Origin of the sequence: Candidatus Marimicrobium litorale (genome assembly GCF_026262645.1) — a bacterium.
GTDB classification, from domain to species: domain Bacteria; phylum Pseudomonadota; class Gammaproteobacteria; order Pseudomonadales; family Halieaceae; genus Marimicrobium; species Marimicrobium litorale.
Genome location: NZ_SHNO01000001.1, coordinates 1785401 through 1804962, shown reverse-complemented (window position 1 = coordinate 1804962; position 19562 = coordinate 1785401). Strand labels below are relative to the sequence as shown.

The 19562-nt window shown below is 57.4% G+C and carries 15 protein-coding genes; 11 read left to right on the top strand and 4 right to left on the bottom strand.

Annotation, left to right across the window (positions count from 1 at the left end):
• From EYC82_RS08005 to mutT, 7 genes are all read left to right on the top strand, one after another.
• Positions 1 to 873 carry a cell division protein FtsQ/DivIB gene (locus EYC82_RS08005; protein WP_279249017.1) on the top strand — a complete coding sequence of 291 codons (873 nt, stop codon included), beginning with the start codon at positions 1 to 3 and terminating at the stop codon, positions 871 to 873.
• 29 nt (positions 874 to 902) lie between these two features.
• Positions 903 to 2144, top strand: a complete 1242-nt coding sequence (ftsA, locus tag EYC82_RS08000; RefSeq protein ID WP_279249016.1) for a cell division protein FtsA — start codon at positions 903 to 905, stop codon at positions 2142 to 2144.
• 75 nt (positions 2145 to 2219) lie between these two features.
• Positions 2220 to 3389, top strand: coding sequence for a cell division protein FtsZ (ftsZ, locus tag EYC82_RS07995; protein ID WP_279249015.1), 1170 nt, complete (start codon positions 2220 to 2222; stop codon positions 3387 to 3389).
• A 296-nt stretch (positions 3390 to 3685) separates the two neighbouring features.
• Complete coding sequence (locus tag EYC82_RS07990; protein ID WP_279249014.1) at positions 3686 to 4594, top strand: M23 family metallopeptidase; 909 nt, start codon at positions 3686 to 3688, stop codon at positions 4592 to 4594.
• Between the two features lie 78 nt (positions 4595 to 4672).
• Positions 4673 to 7384, top strand: a complete 2712-nt coding sequence (secA, locus tag EYC82_RS07985; protein ID WP_279249013.1) for a preprotein translocase subunit SecA — start codon at positions 4673 to 4675, stop codon at positions 7382 to 7384.
• Positions 7385 to 7424: 40 nt separating this feature from the next.
• Positions 7425 to 8651, top strand: a complete 1227-nt coding sequence (gene argJ / locus EYC82_RS07980; protein WP_279249012.1) for a bifunctional glutamate N-acetyltransferase/amino-acid acetyltransferase ArgJ — start codon at positions 7425 to 7427, stop codon at positions 8649 to 8651.
• Positions 8632 to 9051 (top strand): 8-oxo-dGTP diphosphatase MutT, encoded by a 420-nt coding sequence (gene mutT, locus EYC82_RS07975; protein ID WP_279249011.1) that lies wholly within the window; start codon positions 8632 to 8634, stop codon positions 9049 to 9051. Before argJ ends, mutT begins: the two co-directional genes overlap by 20 nt.
• A gap of 53 nt (positions 9052 to 9104) precedes the next feature.
• Here mutT and coaE read toward each other — a convergent pair whose 3' ends face one another.
• The 4 genes from coaE to pilB are packed head-to-tail and all read right to left on the bottom strand — an operon-like array spanning position 9105 to position 13584.
• Positions 9105 to 9710: a dephospho-CoA kinase gene (gene coaE, locus EYC82_RS07970; RefSeq protein ID WP_279249010.1), complete on the bottom strand. Its 606-nt coding sequence runs from the start codon at positions 9708 to 9710 to the stop codon at positions 9105 to 9107.
• 1 nt (position 9711) lies between these two features.
• Positions 9712 to 10578: a prepilin peptidase gene (locus tag EYC82_RS07965; protein WP_279249009.1), complete on the bottom strand. Its 867-nt coding sequence runs from the start codon at positions 10576 to 10578 to the stop codon at positions 9712 to 9714.
• A 23-nt stretch (positions 10579 to 10601) separates the two neighbouring features.
• On the bottom strand, positions 10602 to 11822 hold the full coding sequence (locus EYC82_RS07960; RefSeq protein ID WP_279249008.1) for a type II secretion system F family protein: 1221 nt from the start codon (positions 11820 to 11822) through the stop codon (positions 10602 to 10604).
• Positions 11823 to 11862: 40 nt separating this feature from the next.
• Positions 11863 to 13584 carry a type IV-A pilus assembly ATPase PilB gene (gene pilB / locus EYC82_RS07955; protein WP_279250666.1) on the bottom strand — a complete coding sequence of 574 codons (1722 nt, stop codon included), beginning with the start codon at positions 13582 to 13584 and terminating at the stop codon, positions 11863 to 11865.
• A gap of 633 nt (positions 13585 to 14217) precedes the next feature.
• Here pilB and EYC82_RS07950 point away from each other — a divergent pair.
• The 4 genes from EYC82_RS07950 to EYC82_RS07935 all read left to right on the top strand — a co-directional run bounded on the left by EYC82_RS07950 (position 14218) and on the right by EYC82_RS07935 (position 19535).
• Complete coding sequence (locus tag EYC82_RS07950) at positions 14218 to 14703, top strand: pilin (protein ID WP_279249007.1); 486 nt, start codon at positions 14218 to 14220, stop codon at positions 14701 to 14703.
• Between the two features lie 85 nt (positions 14704 to 14788).
• Positions 14789 to 16744, top strand: a complete 1956-nt coding sequence (locus tag EYC82_RS07945; RefSeq protein WP_279249006.1) for a hypothetical protein — start codon at positions 14789 to 14791, stop codon at positions 16742 to 16744.
• Positions 16741 to 18654: a hypothetical protein gene (locus EYC82_RS07940; RefSeq protein ID WP_279249005.1), complete on the top strand. Its 1914-nt coding sequence runs from the start codon at positions 16741 to 16743 to the stop codon at positions 18652 to 18654. The genes EYC82_RS07945 and EYC82_RS07940 overlap by 4 nt, the downstream gene beginning before the upstream one ends.
• Positions 18651 to 19535, top strand: coding sequence for a glycosyltransferase family 2 protein (locus EYC82_RS07935; RefSeq protein WP_279249004.1), 885 nt, complete (start codon positions 18651 to 18653; stop codon positions 19533 to 19535). The genes EYC82_RS07940 and EYC82_RS07935 overlap by 4 nt, the downstream gene beginning before the upstream one ends.
• Positions 19536 to 19562 lie beyond the last annotated feature (27 nt).

Below are 19562 nucleotides of genomic sequence, written 5' to 3'. Positions count from 1 at the left end.
GTGTCGGTGCTGCGTAAAAAAATACGACCTGCTGTCGGCCCGTCCAAAGACAGTGCAAATGCCGCGGTCCGCGGCCGCGGTAGGGCTGCCCCCGGGGGGCGTGGTCGGCGCTCTGTGCAGGGGGCGACCCGCAACGCGCAACAACAGCGTGACAGCGGCATTAAGGTGTCGGTGTGGTTCAACCGTGTATTAATCCTGTGCGGCGCTGCCGTTGTGTTGGCGGCGGGGGTGAAAGGTGTCCTGGTCGTGCAAAGTTTACCTGTGCAGCGCATTAGCGTGAGTGGCGAGTTGGAACACACACAGGCACAGGCGGTGCAGGACATGGTAGAGCCGGAGCTGGCAGGCGGATTCCTGAATGCGGATCTACAGCAGATACGCCGCCAGTTGGAAAGCCTGCCGTGGATTTACGAGGCAGGTGTGAGGCGTCGTTGGCCCGCCTCGCTCGAGATACACGTAGTGGAAGAGACACCCATTGCCCGTTGGGGAGAGAGCGGCTTCCTCAATCACCAGGGAGGGATATTCCACTCCGGCAGAAGCGGCGGATGGGATGAACTGCCTCTTCTGACCGGTCCCCGGGGTTCTGCGCCCGCGCTGATGACAAAATATCAGCGGCTATTGGGTTTTCTCTCGCCATTGGATCTATCTGTTGTACAGCTGTCGGTAGACGGGCGCGGCCAGGTCCAAGCTGTGTTGGCTAACGGGGTTCAACTGAATCTCGGAGATGCGGATTTTCTACCGCGCATGCGGCGCTTCGTCACATTGTACGAGCGTGAACTGGCCGGGCGCGAGGGTGAAATAGAGAGAGTCGACTTGCGTTATGCCAGCGGCGTGGCGGTGGCATTTAAGGCGTCGCCGCCGCTAGCGGGATTATAAAAATTGAAAGGGACTGGGGAGACACTGCCATGGGCAGCGCGCAGGAAAAAAAGTTGATCGTCGGGCTGGATATAGGCACGTCCAAGGTGGTCGCGATTGTTGGCGAGATCGATCCGGAAGGCGGTCTGGAAATAGTGGGTATTGGTTCACACCCGTCGAAAGGAATGAAGAAAGGTGTAGTCGTCAATATTGAATCTACCGTCCAGTCAATACAGCGCGCGGTGGAGGAAGCAGAGCTGATGGCGGGTTGTCAGATTCACTCAGTGTACGTGGGTATCGCGGGTAGTCATATTCGCAGTCTTAACTCCCACGGCATTGTTGCGATCAAGGAGCAGGAGGTCTATCGCGCCGACCTCGAGAGAGTGATTGATGCCGCCCAGGCCGTGGCGATTCCGGCAGACCAAAAAATACTTCATATACTGCCACAGGAATACATCATCGACAGTCAGGAGGGCATCAAGGAGCCGCTGGGTATGTCCGGTGTTCGGCTCGAGGCCAAGGTGCACCTGGTGACCTGCGCTGCAAATGCCGCGCAAAACATTGAGAAATGCATCCGACGTTGCGGGCTGGATGTGGAGGAAATTATTCTCGAGCAACTCGCTTCCAATTTTTCGGTGCTCACCGATGACGAGCGTGAACTGGGTGTCTGCCTGGTTGATATTGGCGGTGGCACCACAGACATTGCCATTTTTGTCGAGGGCTCCATACGTCACACGGGGGTCATTCCCATTGCTGGCGACCAGGTGACCAACGACATTGCGATGGCGCTGCGCACCCCGACGCAGCATGCGGAAGAAATCAAGATCAAATATGCCTGCGCGTTGACGCAGCTGGCCGGTGCGGAGGACACAATCAAGGTCCCCAGCGTCGGAGAGCGTCCCCCCCGCGATCTCTCTCGACAGTCTTTGGCAGAGGTGGTGGAACCACGATACGACGAGCTGTTCACGCTGGTGCAGGCTGAATTGCGACGCAGTGGGTTCGAGGACATGGTGCCTGCGGGTGTAGTGCTGACGGGAGGCACCTCAAAAATGGAGGGTGCGGTGGAGTTGGCGGAAGAGATTTTCCACATGCCGGTGCGTGTAGGTTATCCACAAACAGTGCGGGGATTGAACGATATCGTGCGCAACCCAATTTATGCCACAAGCGTGGGTCTGCTGCAGTACGGGCTGTCCCACCGTTTCGACGACGGACTGTCCTCGCCGGGCAAGTCCGCAGAGCAAGCAGAAGGGCTTTGGAGTCGTATCAGGGGTTGGTTGCAGAGTAATTTTTAGGGTGTGTGTTTTTTTTAGTGTTGTTGAGAAGTGCCGTGCGCAAGTGCGTCTTTTATATAAAAGGGGAGTAAGACCATGTTTGAATTAATCGATAGTGTTCCATCCAATGCGGTTATCAAGGTCATCGGGGTTGGCGGCGGTGGGGGTAACGCCGTCAGGCACATGATTGAAAATGATGTCGAGGGGGTGGACTTTATTTGTGCCAATACCGATGCCCAGGCGCTGTCTGACGTCGAGTCCAGGACTATCCTGCAACTCGGTGGTGACATTACCAAGGGCCTCGGTGCAGGCGCTAATCCGGAAATTGGTCGCGCCGCAGCGATGGAGGATCGGGAACGTATCGCCGATGCACTGACCGGCGCTGATATGGTGTTTATTACCGCAGGTATGGGCGGCGGTACGGGTACGGGCGGCGCTCCCGTGGTGGCGGAAGTTGCCCGGGAACTGGGGATTCTCACGGTTGCTGTCGTCACTCGTCCCTTCGCGTTCGAAGGTAAAAAGCGTTTGACTATCGCAATGGAGGGACTCGCTGAACTGGAGCAGCATGTCGATTCCCTGATCACCATTCCCAATGAAAAATTGCTGGAGGTACTCGGTAAAAACACTAGCTTGATGGATGCCTTCCGTGAGGCCAACGATGTGCTGTTGGGCGCTGTTCAGGGTATCGCGGACCTGATTATTCGCCCGGGCATGATCAACGTGGATTTTGCCGACGTGCGCACTGTAATGTCCGAGATGGGAATGGCGATGATGGGTACCGGTTATGCCAAAGGCGAAAACCGTGCCCAGAAAGCGGCTGAGAGCGCTATTGCGAGTCCACTGTTGGACGATATCAACCTCGCGGGTGCTCGTGGCATCCTGGTGAATATTACTGCGGGACACGATCTCTCACTGGGTGAATTTTCCGAGGTGGGTGAAACGGTTGAGGAGTTCGCATCGGAAGAGGCGACCGTTGTGGTAGGCACTGTGATTGATACCAGCATGAAGGAGGAGATCAAGGTGACTGTGGTGGCGACGGGGCTGGGTGCCGAGGCGGTCCATGTGCCGCTCAAGGTGGTCGACAGTGCGCCGAAAGCGGCAGTGGCTGAGCCTGGTGAGACGCCGGACTACAAGGACTTCGAACGCCCTCCCAGCATGCGCGGGGCAAAGCGTGCGGCGGCGGGTGGGCAGTCCGCCGACGAGCCAGACAACGCCAGCGAAGATTATTTCGATATTCCCGCGTTTCTGCGCCGACAGGCAGATTAGTTCCCTCATCGGGTGTGGTGCCCATCCGGTTGGATGGGCACCATTGGGTGCCCCACTCGAGAGAAGCTATCGCGCAATAGCGCAGCGGTAGCGTGCTAGCGGCTGACTTCCCCTCGTCGCCAGCAGTGTAGCTCCGAAACGCGCTGACGCCTGGCGTCTAGTGCTGCCGGCCTCCCGCTTTGAACCCTGCTAGGGAGGGTTCAAAGCGGCTTAATTTGGCATTTGTGGGTGATTTATGGCATAGTTCCGCCACGTTTTTAGTGCTTATCGCCTTAACTCAGCGTCCACAAAAGCTCATGAAAGTTATCCTCATCAGTCGCCGTCACGGCGGGTCACGCTCAATTGAGCTTGGCCGCTGGTCCAGAGCCCTTCTGTCGCTCTGCTGCCTGGGTTTACCATTGGGCCTGGCCGCGTCCGGCTATTTGGCGGGACAGGAGAGCAATGCGCGTGTGGCGGGGGAAGAGACCCCCGACGAGGTTCTCAAGCCCGGGGATAGCTCGGCTGCGCCGGCTAATCGCGGTCAATTGCAGGCACTCACAATGAACCTGGCGGCGCTCGAGGCCCGCATGACGCGTCTCGACGCGCTGGGCCAGCACCTGACCTCTCTGGCGAAGCTGGATAACGGCGAATTTGATTTTAGTGAGTCCCCGGCCCTCGGCGGACCCCTGTCCGACGTGGGCATGGAATTTTCCGGCAGAACCCTGAGCGGTGAACTGGGCCGATTCGAGGCGTACCTTTCCGACAGGGAACAGCAGCTGGCAATGCTGGACAGCATGTTGGCAGATCGTAAGCTCGACGAAGAGGGGTCGCTGTCCGGGCTGCCGGTCAAGAAAGGGTATATATCGTCTCGCTACGGTTGGCGTACAGACCCCATTACCGGTAACAGAGCCCTGCATACCGGAGTGGATATTGCGGGTCGTTACGGGTCGGATGTGGTGGCCTCCGCGTCTGGCATAGTGACATGGACCGGTACCGACGCGGGTTACGGTAACGTGATCGAGATTTCCCACGATGGCGACCTTGTCACCCGCTATGCCCACAACAAGGAAAATCTGGTCAACCCCGGCGATTTCGTGCGCAAGGGCGACGTGATTGCCCTAATGGGTTCCAGCGGTCGTTCTACCGGCGCTCATGTGCATTATGAAGTGTTCAAAAATGGCCGCTCGGTTGATCCCTCAAGCTACGTATCTCGCACCCACCCCTGAACTCAAGCTGTTTTCTGTTGCGTTCCCTGTCGGCCAGCGACTGGCCAGGCATTTTTATTGCACTGATGGTGAAACCCGATGATCGGTAAAACTCTTAAAAGCGTTTTTGGTACACGCAATACGCGTGAATTAAAGCGTATGGGCAAGGTGGTCAAGAAGATCAATGCCATGGCCGACGACATGAAGGCATTGGATGATGCCCAGTTGGCTGCGAGGACGGTCGAGTTCAGGCAGCGACTGGCAAATGGAGAGACTGTTAACGCACTGCTGCCCGAAGCTTTTGCGGTGGTGCGCGAAGCGGGCGACAGAGTGCTCGGGCTGCGACACTTCGATGTGCAATTGATCGGCGGTATGGTGTTGCATTCGGGCAAGATTGCAGAGATGCGCACCGGAGAGGGCAAGACTCTGGTGGCCACGCTGCCCGCCTATCTCAATGCACTGTCCGGCGACAGCGTTCACCTGATCACTGTGAATGATTATCTGGCTACCCGGGACGCCCAGTGGATGGGGCCACTCTATGAGTTTCTTGGAATTTCCGTGGGCGTTGTGCGCTCAGGCCAGTCGCCGCAGGAAAAACACACGGCTTACACCGCGGATATCGTGTACGGTACGAACAACGAGTTTGGCTTTGACTACTTGCGCGACAATATGGCGTTTTCACTCGAGGAGCGGGCGCAGCGTGGCTTGCATTTTGCCATCGTAGACGAGGTTGATTCGATCCTGATTGATGAGGCGCGCACGCCCCTTATTATCTCTGGCGCCTCTGAGGACAGCTCGGAACTTTACAAGCGCATCAATCGCCTTATTCCCTCTCTGAAAGAGGACACGGAGGGGGAGGCAGGTCATTTCACTATCGATGAAAAGCAGCGTCAGGTAGAGCTTACCGAGGCCGGGCACGAGTTCATCGAGGAACTGATGATCAAGGAGGGGTTGCTCGAAGAGGGCGACAACCTCTATGGCGCCACCAATTTGAGTCTGCTGCATCATGTACATTCCGGCTTGCGTGCTCACGCAATGTTTCACAAGGATGTCGAGTACATTGTCAAGGACGGTCAGGTGGTACTGATCGACGAGCATACCGGACGGACCATGCAGGGACGCCGGCTCTCCGAGGGCCTGCACCAGGCGCTTGAGGCGAAAGAGGGTGTTGCGATCCAGAGTGAAAGCCAGACCCTTGCGTCTACGACCTTTCAGAACTACTTCAGGCTGTACGGCAAACTATCCGGCATGACCGGTACTGCCGATACCGAGGCGTTTGAGTTCCGCCAGATCTATGGCCTGGAGGTATTGGTGATTCCCACCAATGTACAGCAGCAGCGGGATGACATGAACGACGTTGTCTACCTCACGGTAGAGGAAAAGTTTGACGCCATTGTGGAAGATGTTCGGGAGTGCATGCAGAGCGGTGCGCCGGTGCTGGTTGGCACCGCGTCGGTAGAGACGTCCGAAGCGATGTCGACACGGTTCCGCAAGGCGAAGATTGAGCACAAAGTACTGAACGCGAAGTACCACGAGCAGGAAGCAGAAATCATCGCACAGGCCGGCCGCCCCGGGGTAGTGACCATCGCGACTAACATGGCCGGACGCGGCACCGACATTGTGCTGGGGGGTAATCTGGAGGCTGAGCTCAAGGCCCTGGGTGACGCCGGCGATGCCAAGCGAGAGACAGTGCTGGCGGTGTGGAAGGAGCGTCATGACAAGGTGCTCGCAGCTGGAGGCCTGCATATACTCGGCACGGAGCGGCACGAGTCCCGTCGCATCGATAATCAGTTGCGCGGCCGTGCGGGCCGACAGGGCGATCCGGGCGTGTCTCGATTTTATCTGTCTATGGAAGATAACCTGATGCGGATATTCGCGTCGGAGCGGGTCAAGGGTTTCATGCAGGCATTGGGCATGGACAAGGGCGAGGCTATTGAGCACCGTATGGTGACCAACGCCATCGAAAAAGCCCAGCGCAAAGTGGAGGGCCGTAACTTCGATATCCGCAAGCAGTTGCTGGAGTTCGATGACGTGGCTAATGATCAGCGTCAGATTATTTATCAACAGCGTGAAGACCTGCTTACGGAGGCAGATATTGCCGACACTATTGTCGCTATTCGGCAGGATGTCGTGGCTGGTGCTGTCGACAGCTATATTCCCCCTGGCAGCATAGAGGAACAGTGGGATGTGACGGGACTGGAAAGACAACTGGAGGCCGAGTTTGCAATCAACTTGCCTCTACAGCAGTGGCTGGAAGAAGATAATCAACTGCACGAAGAAACATTACGCACGAAAATAATGACAGCAATAGAGGCGTCTTACGCTACCAAGGCGGCCGCGGTCGGTGATGATATGCATAAGATCGAGAAGCAAATCATGCTGCAAATTCTCGACACCCTGTGGAAAGAACACCTCGCCACCATGGATCATCTGCGGCAGGGCATTCATCTGCGCGCCTATGCGCAGAAAAACCCCAAGCAGGAGTACAAGCGGGAATCTTTCGAATTGTTCCAGCAGTTGCTGGATAATCTCAAGTATGAGGTCATCAAGTTCCTCAGCCACGTGCAGATACAAAGCCCGGATGAAGCCGCCGCTATTGAAGAGCAGCGACGCCTCGAGGCGTCCCGCGAGCAGCTGGCTTTTCAGCATGCGGAGGCGTCTGCGATGGAGCCGGAGGCAGCAGCGTTGGGCGAGGCCGAGGAGCCGGTGCAGCCGCAAACCTTTACCCGGGAGCAGCCCAAGGTCGGTCGCAACGAGCCCTGCCCCTGTGGTAGTGGCAAGAAGTACAAGCAGTGTTGCGGCAAACTTTAGACCGATCGCAGGATAACCTGTTGGCAGGGGCGTACAGACCATGGCAGTAGGCCCTGACGATCTGCCGACGCTGCATCCCGTGCCCGGTGTGCGCTTGGCTGCGGTGGCCGCAGGTATCAAAACGCCGGGTCGCAAGGACCTTGTGTTGTTTGAGTTGGCGCAGGGTACGCGCTGCGCTGCCGTATTCACCCGTAACGCTTTCTGCGCTGCACCAGTGACCCTGGCCCGGGAGAACCTGCAAGCCAGCGAAAACGCGCCCCGCTACCTGCTGATCAATACCGGGAATGCCAATGCGGGGACGGGAGAGCCTGGCCTTGTTGCTGCCCGCGCCTGTGTTGCGTCCGTGGCACGCCACGCGGGTATTGATGTCAGCACGGTTTTGCCGTTCTCTACCGGGGTTATTGGTGAGCCCTTGCCCGTAGTGCCCATACAGGACGCCGTGCCGTCAGCCCTGGCCGGCCTGGCTGAGGAGGGTTGGGCGGCGGCGGCCAACGGTATTTTAACCACGGATACGCGGCCCAAAGGACATAGCGTGAGGTTTACCTGTGAAGGGCAGTCTTACGTGGTGACCGGTATTGCCAAGGGCGCGGGTATGATTCGACCGAACATGGCGACCATGCTGTCCTACATTGCCACCGACGCCGCGGTTGAGCAGGCACTGCTGCAGGAGATGTTAGGCGAACTGGTGGATATCTCCTTTAACCGCATCACGGTCGACGGGGATACCTCTACCAATGATGCCTGTGTGTTGCTGGCAACAGGCCGGGCGGATAATCCGATGCTGGCCAGTCGAGAGGCTGCGCTTTATCAGCCGCTGAGAAATGCGGTGGAGGAGGTGTGTATTGCCCTTGCACAAGGCCTTGTGCGGGATGGCGAGGGCGCCGGAAAATTTGTGACGGTGCAGGTCAACGGTGGCCGCAGCGAATCCGAGTGCCTGGAGGTTGCTTTTACCATTGCCCATTCACCCTTGGTCAAGACAGCCTTGTTCGCCAGCGACCCTAACTGGGGTCGATTGCTGGCGGCGATTGGTCGGGCCGGCCTGGCAGAACTGGATGTGGCCCGCGTTCAGCTCTACCTGAACGAGATACTGATCGCGGAAAACGGCTGCAGGGCGGCTTCCTATACCGAGGAACAGGGTGCTAAGGCGATGGCCCCGGATGAGATTGTAGTCCGTGTTGAATTGGATCGGGGCACCCGGACGGCCGCTGTCTGGACCACGGACCTGTCTTACGATTACGTGCGTATCAATGCCGAATACCGTACCTGACGCCCCGGTGCACGTGGCAGTGGGTGTCATCCTGGACGCCGATCGCAATATTCTCCTGACACGACGTCACCAGGATTCTCACCAGGGGGGGCTTTGGGAGTTTCCCGGCGGCAAGGTAGAGCTCGGTGAATCCCTTGAGGTTGCGCTAGCCAGGGAGCTTTACGAGGAACTGGCTATTAGCATAGGGCGGACGACACCCCTGCTCGAAATACGCCACGATTACGGTGACAAGGTGGTGCGACTGGATGTGCACGTTGTCTGGCAATTCAGCGGCACACCCTGTGCCGTGGAGGGCCAGCCAATGAAGTGGGTAGCACCTGCAGAACTTGCGGGGTATGCGTTTCCCGAGGCGAATAGACCGATTATTGCCGCTATCGAAAAACTGCTTCCTGATGCCTGAAGGTATTCAGTGACCAGCGTTACAGACTGTCCGCCACCGCCGGCTTTTGCGGCCTAGTCCTGAGAGTTCACCCGGTGCAGAAAGTCCCTGTGCAGTGCTTCGACCTTCTCATCCAGTTGTTCCAGCGAGCCGCTGTTGTCGATGATGGTATCGGCGAGCGCGAGGCGGTCTTTGCGTGGCATTTGGGCGGCCATAATGCGCTTTACCTGGGCTTCGTCGTTGGCGTCACGCTGCATTGTGCGCGCCAGCTGGTGGGCTTCGGGGGCATCGACCACGACCACGTAGTCAACCAGTGCCTTCTGGCTGGTGTCCAGCAGGAGTGGAGAGCTGAGCAGGGTGTAGGGACTTTCTGACCTCTCGACCTGTGCCAGGATTTCCATACCGATCAGTGGATGTGTGAGTTGTTCCAGCCATTGCCGGTCGGCGTCGTTGGAAAATACGCGTTGGCGCAGCGCGGCCCTGTCGAGATAGCCGTCGGTTTGCAGTATGTCTGCGCCAAAGTGCTGAGCGATCTTCTGCAGGGCCGGGCTCCCTGGCTCCACCACGACCCTGGCCACACGATCCGCATCTACCACGGTAATCCCGCGGTTCTCGAAGCGGTCGGTGACGGCAGACTTGCCGCTGCCAATTCCGCCGGTGATTCCGACTACCAGCGCCATATCAGTTTAGCCCCGTGGCGCCCATGTACCTCGCCATTAGGGTGTCGCCCCAGAGCAGGGCTATCCAGCCCGCCGCTGCGAGATAAGGACCGAAGGGAATGGGAATATCCCTGCCGCGACGCTTGATAACCATCATTGCGATGCCCACTATCGCGCCCACTGCGGAGGACAGCAGGATGATGACGGGCAACATCTGCCAGCCCATCCAGGCGCCCAGTGCCGCCAGCAACTTGAAATCGCCGTAGCCCATACCCTCCTTGCCCGTTAGCAGCTTGAAGACCTGATAGACCGTCCACAGTGTCAGGTAACCGGCCATGGCACCGATGACGGCATCACCCAGCCCGGCATAGGCGCCCGTCAGGTTGAATAGCAACCCCGTCCATAACAACGGCAGGGTGATGTCGTCTGGCAGTAACTGATGATCCACATCAATCATGGTGAGTGCGACGAGGGCCCAGGTAAACAGAACGGCGCCAAGCAGAGCGAGTGACAGTGGAAAATACCAGGCCAGGGTCAGCGTCAGAAGACCGGTTGTCAGTTCCAAAATAGGATAGCGCGCGGGGATGTGTTGAGCGCAGGTTCCGCATTTACCCCGCAGGATCAGATAGCTGAGAACGGGTATGTTGTGCCAAGGTTTTATCGGGGCTTTGCACTGGGGGCAGTGCGAGTTGGGCGTTGCGAGATTGAGGCGTTCGACCTGTTTTTCCTGGTCGATTTCTAGCAGCTCGCAGCAGTCGCGGCGCCAGCGGGTTTCCATCATCAGAGGCAGTCGGTAGATGACTACATTGAGGAAACTTCCCACTGTGAGTCCCAGGACAAGGAGTGCCGTTGGCACAAGCCAATCCAGCGGTATGGCTGTTTCCGGCATCGCAGATAGTCCCTGTCAGTGTCTCAGATAACAGAACCGAGCATGAAAATAGGCAGGTACATAGCGATCAGCAACCCGCCCACCAGCACACCGAGAACGGACATGATGATCGGTTCCAGTAGTGAACTCAGGTTGTCTACCGCATTGTCCACCGCCTCCTCATAGTGCGTGGCGACCTTGCCCAGCATATCGTCGAGAGAGCCCGATTCCTCGCCGATGGAGACCATTTGCATCAACATGGTCGGAAACAGCCCGGTCGCTTTAATCGAGTTATAGAGCGTGGTACCTGTGGTGACATCGTCGCGGATTTGCAGAATGGCCTTGGCGTATACCGAGTTGCCCGCCGCACCGGCGGTTGAGTTCAAGGCGTCTACCAGCGGCACCCCCGCCGCAAACGTCGTTGACAGCGTGCGGGAAAATCGAGCGATGACCGAGTCGTGCACGATTCCGCCAACCACCGGCGCCTTGAGCATTAACTTGTCGACGGCTTCTGAAAAAGCAACCGAGCGCAGCCTGCCCTCGCGGATACCAAAAATCGTCGCGATGATGCCGCCCAGTATCAGGATCCACCATTCTTGGGTGAATTCAGAGATATTCATCACGAACTGGGTAAAAGCGGGTAATTCGGAACCAAAGTTTTGGAAGGTCTGCGCGAATACCGGTACGACTTTAATCAGCAGGATCGCAGTGACAACAATGGCCACGATGACAACGGCCGAGGGATAGGTCATCGCTTTGCGAATCTTAGCTTTGAGTTGCTCGGTCTTTTCCTTGTAGGTCGCGACCCGGTCAAGCATGGTCTCAAGGGTACCGGATTCCTCGCCAGAGCCCACCAACGAACAAAAAAGATCATCAAAGTGCCGTGGATACTTTGCCAGCGAGGGTGCAAGACCATTGCCGGCGGCCACATCCTGACGAATGTCTCGAACCATTTCCTGCATGCGGGGTTTTTCCATTCCCTCCTCACAGATTTCGAAGCTCTGCACCAGCGGCACGCCCGCTTTCATCATGGTGGCGAGCTGACGGGTGAACAGTGCGATGTCCGCGGCCTTGATGGGCTTGCCTTTACCACCAAACAGCGCCTTGGGTTTGCGACGCACAATCTTGGGCGTGATGCCTTGACGGCGCAATTGTGCCTTGGCCATCGGCTGGCTGGCGGCCTCGATTTCACCCTTGCTCTGGCGGCCCGTCTTGTCCGTGCCGCTCCACAAAAAGATATCCGATTTAATAGCCGTGGTTGCCATGCTGTGCTGCGCCCCTGTATGTCTTCAGCCTTTTTCGGGTCTAGTCGACCGTAATGCGATTGGCCTCTTCCAGGCTGGTAAGTCCGTTGGCGACTTTTTTCAGTGCGGACTGACGTAAATCGGGGAAGCCCTCTTTGCGCGCCTGCTCGCCAATGTCCAGTGAGTTGCCTTCTTCCATGATCAGTCGCGACAAAGCCGGGGTAATCTTGACGACCTCGTAGATGCCAACGCGTCCCTTGTAACCATTATTGCACTCATTACAGCCCTCTGGCCGTAAAATTTCCGCATCTTTGAGCATTTCCTCAGTAAAACCTTCTTCCAGCAGCGTAGCGTGGGGAATGTGATCCGCCGGTACCGCGCAGACTTTGCATAGGCGCCGGGCTAGGCGCTGGGCAATGATCAAATTAACAGTGGAGGCAATATTAAAAGAGGGTACACCCATATTGCGCAGCCGGACGAGCGTCTCCGAGGCGCTGTTGGTGTGCAGGGTGGACAGCACCAAATGGCCAGTTTGCGCTGCCTTGATCGCGATTTCAGCGGTCTCGAGATCACGAATCTCCCCTACCATGATGACGTCGGGGTCCTGGCGCAGGAAGGAGCGCAAAGCCTCTGCGAAATCGAGGCCCACTTTTGCGTTAACGTGAACCTGGTTAATACCCTCGATGTTGATTTCCACCGGATCCTCCGCCGTCGAGATGTTGCGTTCGTCGGTGTTGAGAATGCTTAACCCGGTGTATAGCGATACCGTTTTACCTGACCCGGTTGGGCCTGTAACAAGAATCATGCCCTGCGGTTGGTCGAGGACCTGCTTGTACATTTTTTTCTGCTCTTCCTCGTAGCCCAGCGCATCGATGCCCATCTGTGCACTGGAGGCATCAAGTATTCGCAGTACAATCTTTTCTCCGTACAGCGTCGGCAGTGTATTGACGCGAAAGTCGATGGCCCGGTTGCGTGACAACTTCATCTGGATACGGCCGTCCTGCGGAACGCGTCGTTCCGAAATATCCATTTGCGACATCACTTTCAGCCTTGCCGCGAGTCGCGCCGACAGATTGCGCGGTGGCTTGACGACTTCCTGGAGAATGCCGTCCGTGCGGAATCGCACACGGTAGCTTTTCTCATAGGGCTCGAAGTGGATATCGGAGGCGCCCTGCTTGATGGCGTCGATCAGGACCTTGTTAATAAAGCGAACAATAGGGGTCTCGTCGACAGCATCGTTACCGTCTTCGCCTTCACCTTGTTCGTCAGCATTGGCGATGTCGATATCATCGAAATCGGTGTTGTCCAGCTGATCCAGGCCATCTGACAGTGCGTCCTGCGCCTCAAGCCACTTTTCCAGCGCAGCGCTGAGGGCGCTCTCCTCAACCAGCACGGCATCAGTATTAATCCCTGTGTGGAATTTGATCTCGTCCAGCGCTGCGAGGTTGGTGGGGTCCGATACCGCGATAAACAGGCGGTTACCCCGGTGATAAAGCGGTAGTGCGTGATGTTTCTTGACCAGCGAGGGTTCAACCAGCCCGGACGGTACCGCTTCTTCGTCCAGCGCTTCGATATCGAAAACGGGTACGCCGAACTCCTGGGAGGCTAATTCAGCCAGGCGCCAGCCATCCACGCTGCTCTTGTGAACCAGGTACTGCACAAAGTGCATCTTCTCTGCCGCAGCGCTGGTATTGGCCATCACGGCCTCTTCCGCGGTGATCAATGATTCCGCGACGAGACGTCCAGCGAGGCCGCTGAGTTGCCCGATTGCCTTGTCGTTCATACGGTCTGGCCCTTCGCGACCACAGAGCAAGCGCCCCGTTTCGAATGAATCTGAAAAACTGAGTATAACCAGTGTCTGCGCCGCAGACAGCAGTATATTAGGGTATAAATCCTGCAAATGAAAAAGGGTGAAACCATGCCATGGGTGCCCGTCTGCCCGCGTTGCCAGACGCCAGTTGCGGCCGTAAGTGGCGATTTGGCGGCGATTTAAACCGGGCTGATCCGAACGCGTGGAGACGCAGTTGATGACGGCTACCATCGTCGAGAGAACCCGATGGGTAGCCTCGCCGTTGCTGCGGTCTGTGCGGCGCTGTCGCAGGGTGTTGCCGTATCAGTGAGACAGGATGATCGTACCCGTCGACTGCCTCGCAGCGTGCCCCGGGCACACAGGTGACGAAAATTGTCACTTTTTTTCAACCCTTGTCACTCGTTACCGTAATCTGCGGGAAAACTGGCTAGGGAAGTTCAACCTGTATAAGGGTGTAACCTACTGATAAGATGAATATTAAAATAAATTCAACGATTCTTGTTCAGGTTGGCATGGCCTATGCATGTGTGTTCAAGCGAATGACTTGCAACGGCATAGGTACAGGACCTTGTTGCTTGTTTAATACTGAAGCTGCGGAGAAGCATTATGACTATTCAAAAGAAAGCGCAAGGGGGTTTTACCCTGATCGAACTGATGATCGTGATCGCGATTGTCGGTATTCTGGCGGCGATTGCACTGCCTGCCTATCAAGACTATATCGTCCGCTCCAAGATGTCTGAGGCGCTGGCGGCCATGGCGGAAGCCAAGACAACAGTCGCCGAGTATATATCGGCAAATGCGGGTCCGGCTGATGCTTCCGGCACGAGCGCTTACGGTGTTGATACGACGACCAGAACGTCTGATATCTTGAATGATCTTGATATATATCAGGACGGTGGAACTCCCGAAAAGATCTATATTGTTGCTAACATCAATGCGGAAATTTGGGGCGGGGCGTCTGGCACGACGGCTGCTTTCTCGCTCTCAGGTGGAACCAACGGAGCCTCCGTCCTCTGGACGTGCGTACCCGGTGATGGCCAGGGCGGTGATGCAGTTGAGCGGAAATACCTGCCGGCAAACTGCCGTGGATAATCAACCTCTGAGTTGATCGGTCATAACGAAACCCGGCTTTTGCCGGGTTTTTTTTTACGTGTTGTTTTCTGTAGTCTTAGCCCTCATGCCAGAGTTTAAACATCACATATCCCGCTTCGCCGCGATCAGCCACTATCGCTTTGCGGCGGTGGCGGCGTGTCTGGTGTGCGGCGCTTGCTACGCGCTGGCCTTGCAGGGCCCGTTTTTTTTTGACGATATCCCCAACCTGATTGATAACCGCCTGTTACAAATAGAGGGTTGGGCATTTGATGACTGGCGCGGCGCGATGATCAGTAATGACGCCGGCCTGTTCCACCGACCCGTGGCGATGGCTTCCTTTGCGCTTAACTATTTACTGGCAGGGGGTTTTATACCCTGGGCCTTCAAGGCGACGAACCTTGTCATTCACCTGCTAACGGGTGTTCTCCTTTATCACCTTTTCCTCGCTCTGTTGCGGGCGCCTGCCCTTGCGGGTCGGTGCGGGGTTCACCCTCAGGGCGTCGCTGTGTGCGCAGTGGCTCTGTGGTTGTTGCATCCCCTGCACGTGTCTACCGTGTTATACGTGGTGCAGCGCATGGCGCAATTGTCGGCCCTGTTCAGCGTGGCGGGACTGCTGCTGTATTGCCGTTACCGCCTGCGCTGGATCGTGGCGGGCGCCACGGTGGGGGAGATGCTGGCGGCGGGTTTGTGGTTAGCGCTGCTGGCCCTGGCAGCCACTCTGTCGAAGGAAAACGGCGCCTTGCTGTTGTGGCTGGTTGCTGTGGTGGAAGTCAGCCTGTTTCGGGGCGTATGGAACGGCCGAGAGCGCGCTGCAGTGCAGCGTCTCGCATGGGCGGTGCTGTTGCTGCCCTTGGCGTTACTTTGTTTGGTGTTTATCGTCTCTCCCGAGTGGATTACGGCTCGCTACGGCGGCAGAAGCTTTACCCTCGAAGAGCGGGTCCTCACTCAGCTGAGGCTGTTGTGGCAGTATCTCGAGTGGATCCTGTTGCCCAATATTACGTCCATGGGTTTCTTTCACGATGACATACCTCTGTCGCGCTCCCTGCTCAGTCCTGCGACCACCGCCTTGTCACTGGTGGCTTGGCTAGCCCTCGCGATAGGCGCATTCCTGCTGCGGCGCAGCCAGCCACTATTGTTGTTCGCGCTTTTGTTTTATCTCGTCGCTCATGCGATGGAATCGACCGTGTTGCCGCTGGAAATGGTGTTTGAGCACCGCAATTACCTGCCTTCAGTCGGTGTCTGCCTGTGGCTGGCGGCGTTGCTTTTTGAGATTTCGCGGCGCCTTTCATGGCTGCGGTTACCTCTTCTGCTCAGTGCTGTACTGGGTGTGCTGACGCTGCAACTGTTCTTGCGCACTCAGGTGTGGAGTGATGAATTCATGCTTGCCCGCACCAACGTGATTAATCACCCGGACTCGCCCCGGGCGAATTTCTACTATGGCAATGTGCTGCACGCACGCTTTGGCCAGGCGGAGGCGCTGGGCTTTAGCGAAGACGAACAGTTATCGCTGGCAGTGAATGCAAGGATTCATTATGAACGGATGCACAAGCTGGCACCGGACGCCTTCACCGCCCTGGTTATGCTTTATCAGCTGGATACCCTGTATTTCCCCAAGTTGGCACTGGACAATGACTGGTTGGCAAAGATCGAACGCCTTGCGCCTGTGAAGCGCTTACACGCCTCGGATCGGGGTTCGTTGGAGGCGCTGGTGGTGTTTTCTGCAAGCCCGCCGGGACGGCCCGATCTTTCGCGCATTGGCGGAATTATTGATGAGATAGTCTTGCGCTACCCCCGTCGACCGCAATTAGTGAAGCTTAAGTACCTTATGATGGCGAGGGAGCCCGATATCAGCAGGGAGGCATTGCGCCATTACCTGGAGATGGCGGCGGCCCGGCAGGGTAATCGTGGCCTGTACGCCTTCCTGTTACAAAATCATGGGGCGGAGGACATGGATCTGACGTACTCGCTGATCGGAGACTGGATGCAACAGGACTCGCGGCGCCGGGAACTGCCGGTAGTGCGCCGGCTGTTTGAGCCATGATGACAGGGAAGGGCACGTCAGGGGCCCTACTGCTGATGCTGGTGCTGAGCGCGGTCGTCGCCTGGATTTACTGGCCGGGAGTCACCGGGCCGGCGCTGCTGGACGACCGCTCCAGCGTGATGGTGATCGAGGGTCTCAAGGCGCAACCGGAGCTCGCTCTGGACTATATTTTCGGTGATTCGTCAGGGCTGCTGGGGCGCTCTGTATCCATGGCCACCTTCGTAGCGGAGCGCGTGTACCTCGATGGCAGTGTCGCCACCAGTAAGGCGATCAACATACTGCTGCATCTAGCTAACGGCGGCCTGGTTATCTGGCTGTTGTGGCTGCTTTTCCGGCATCTTGCGGTGCCTGGCGATCGCTACCTGGCCGTGGCATTGGGCGCTATCTGGTTGATGCATCCACTGTGGGTGAGCACCGTTCTCTACATGGTGCAGCGCATGGCGATGTTGTCCACTTTCTTTATGCTACTGACCTTGATCAGCTACATCGGCTGGCGCCGCGCGCTCGGTCGGGTTACGGGTGTCGCGGCGTATTGGCGCTTTCTGCCGGTGCCGCTGTTTTTAGTGCTTGGACTTTTCGCCAAGGAGAACGCGATTGTGGTGGTGCCGACCCTGCTGCTGCTGGAAGTGTGGTGGTTTGAATGCAGGGACACAGCAGGCAGACCCATTCGCTGGCTGCAGCGCACCAGTTACGGCCTGATCGTCAGCGGAGGTGCTGGCCTGCTCAGTTTTCTTGTGCTGCGCTGGGGTTGGCTGGCGGACAGGCTCCACCGGCGCCCTTTTACGCTTGAAGAGCGACTGCTGACCGAAAGCCGAATCCTGTGGGACTACGTGGGCCAGTGGATCAACCCTCAGGTGCAGCGCATGGGGATTTATCACGACGATGTCCTGTTGTCCCGCTCGTTGACGGAACCCATCACGACCGCCTGGTCTATCGCTGCGTGGGCGGCCCTTCTGCTGATTTGCGGTGTGCTGCTGCGGTGGCAGGCGGGGCGTTGGCTGGCTTTTGGTCTCGCCTGGTTTTTGGTGGGGCACAGCGTTGAGTCCACGGTGCTTTCTCTTGAGCTGTATTACGAACACCGCAATTACTACCCGGCCATCGGGTTGCTGATTGTGCTCGGTGTTTTTTATGCGCTGTTGGTCAAGCGATTGCCTGAGCCCGCCGCACCGCTGCTGGTGTGTCTTGGCCTCTGCGCATTGTTGCTCGCCGGGCAGACCTCATCACAGGCACAAATCTGGTCTCAGCGCTCCCTGCTGAGTATCCACCATCTCAACGCGCATCCGCACTCTGCTCGCGCCAATATCGACATGGCGGTAGAACTGGCGCAGCATGGAGCATTGTCGGCGGCCCACCGTTACTCTCTTGCGGCATTCGAGGCCAGTGCCGGTGGCGCGGGCTCCAATGAGCTGGTGGGCGATTACCAGGTGCGCGACTTGGCACTGAATTGCATCGCCAGACAGCCGCCCACGCTGCAGCAGATTGACGATCTTGGTGTCGAGCAGGCACGGCGGCCGTTGAGTTCTGCATCGACGTTGCTAAGCCTTGTGCGCTTGCTGCAGGATAACCGCTGTCCCAAGTTCGACAGGATACGCCTGGCGGACAGGTTGGCGCAGATATACCTGGACGCAGAGGCCGAGGGCAGGGCTTCGGCGCAAATATACTTCGATCTGGCGGTACTGGAGAACGCGCTTGGGCGGTATGATAGAGCGCTCGCCTACACTGACAGGTTACTGATTCAATCACGCTGGGACGCACGAGGCCTGCTGATGAAATTGCATTTTGCCACCCTTGAGAATAGCCGTGAGGCGACGGCGGAATCGTTGGAGGCGCTGACTACCCTGCAGAGCAGGGGGCTGCTATCGCGTCGGGATCAGCAGACGATGGCACTTTATCTGGAGACAACCCCTTGAAAATTTCCATTGTGATTCCGGCCAGGGACGAAGAGCAGGGGCTGACGCTGCTGTTGCCGGAACTGACCGCGTTGTATCCAGACGCTGAAATCATCGTGGTGAACGATGGCTCCACAGACAATACCCGGCAGGTATGCCAGGACGCGGGCGTGTGTGTGATCAACCACCCGTATCCCAAGGGTAACGGCGCGGCGATCAAATCGGGCGCGCGCGAGGCCTGCGGCGATTATATTGTTTTTATGGACGCGGATGGCCAGCATGCCGCGGCACAGGTGGGTAACTTGTTGGCCAAGATCAGCGAGGGTTTCGATCTTGTGGTGGGCGCCCGCAGCGGACGGCAGGCGCAGGCCAGCGTGGCCCGCTGGAGCGCGAACGCATTCTACAACCGTTTCGCCAGCTGGATGGTGGGTCACCGCATCGATGATCTGACCTCCGGTTTTCGCTGCGTGGACCGGCGCAAGTTCATGACCTTCCTCTACATGCTCCCCAATGGTTTTAGCTACCCCACCACGTCGACCATGGCATTTTTTCGGGCCGGTTATTCCGTCGGTTTTACACCTATTACAACGTCCAGGCGACTCGGCAAGAGTCATATCAATGTAATGCGGGACGGCGTGCGTTTCCTGCTGATCATCTTCAAGGTGGGTACCCTGTACTCGCCGCTGAAAGTGTATTTCCCTTTGGCGGTATTTACCGCGGGGCTGGGTTTGCTCAACTATGGTCTCACGGTAATCAACACCGGGTTCAGGTTTACCAACGGAACCGCCCTGTTGATACTGACCGGAGCGATTATGTTCCTAATCGGTTTGTTGTCGGAACAGCTGACCAACCTGCAATTCAAGGATACGGCGGGCCGGGCGGGAGACCGACGTGTCGGGTAGCGGGCTGTTTCACAACAGAACGGACAA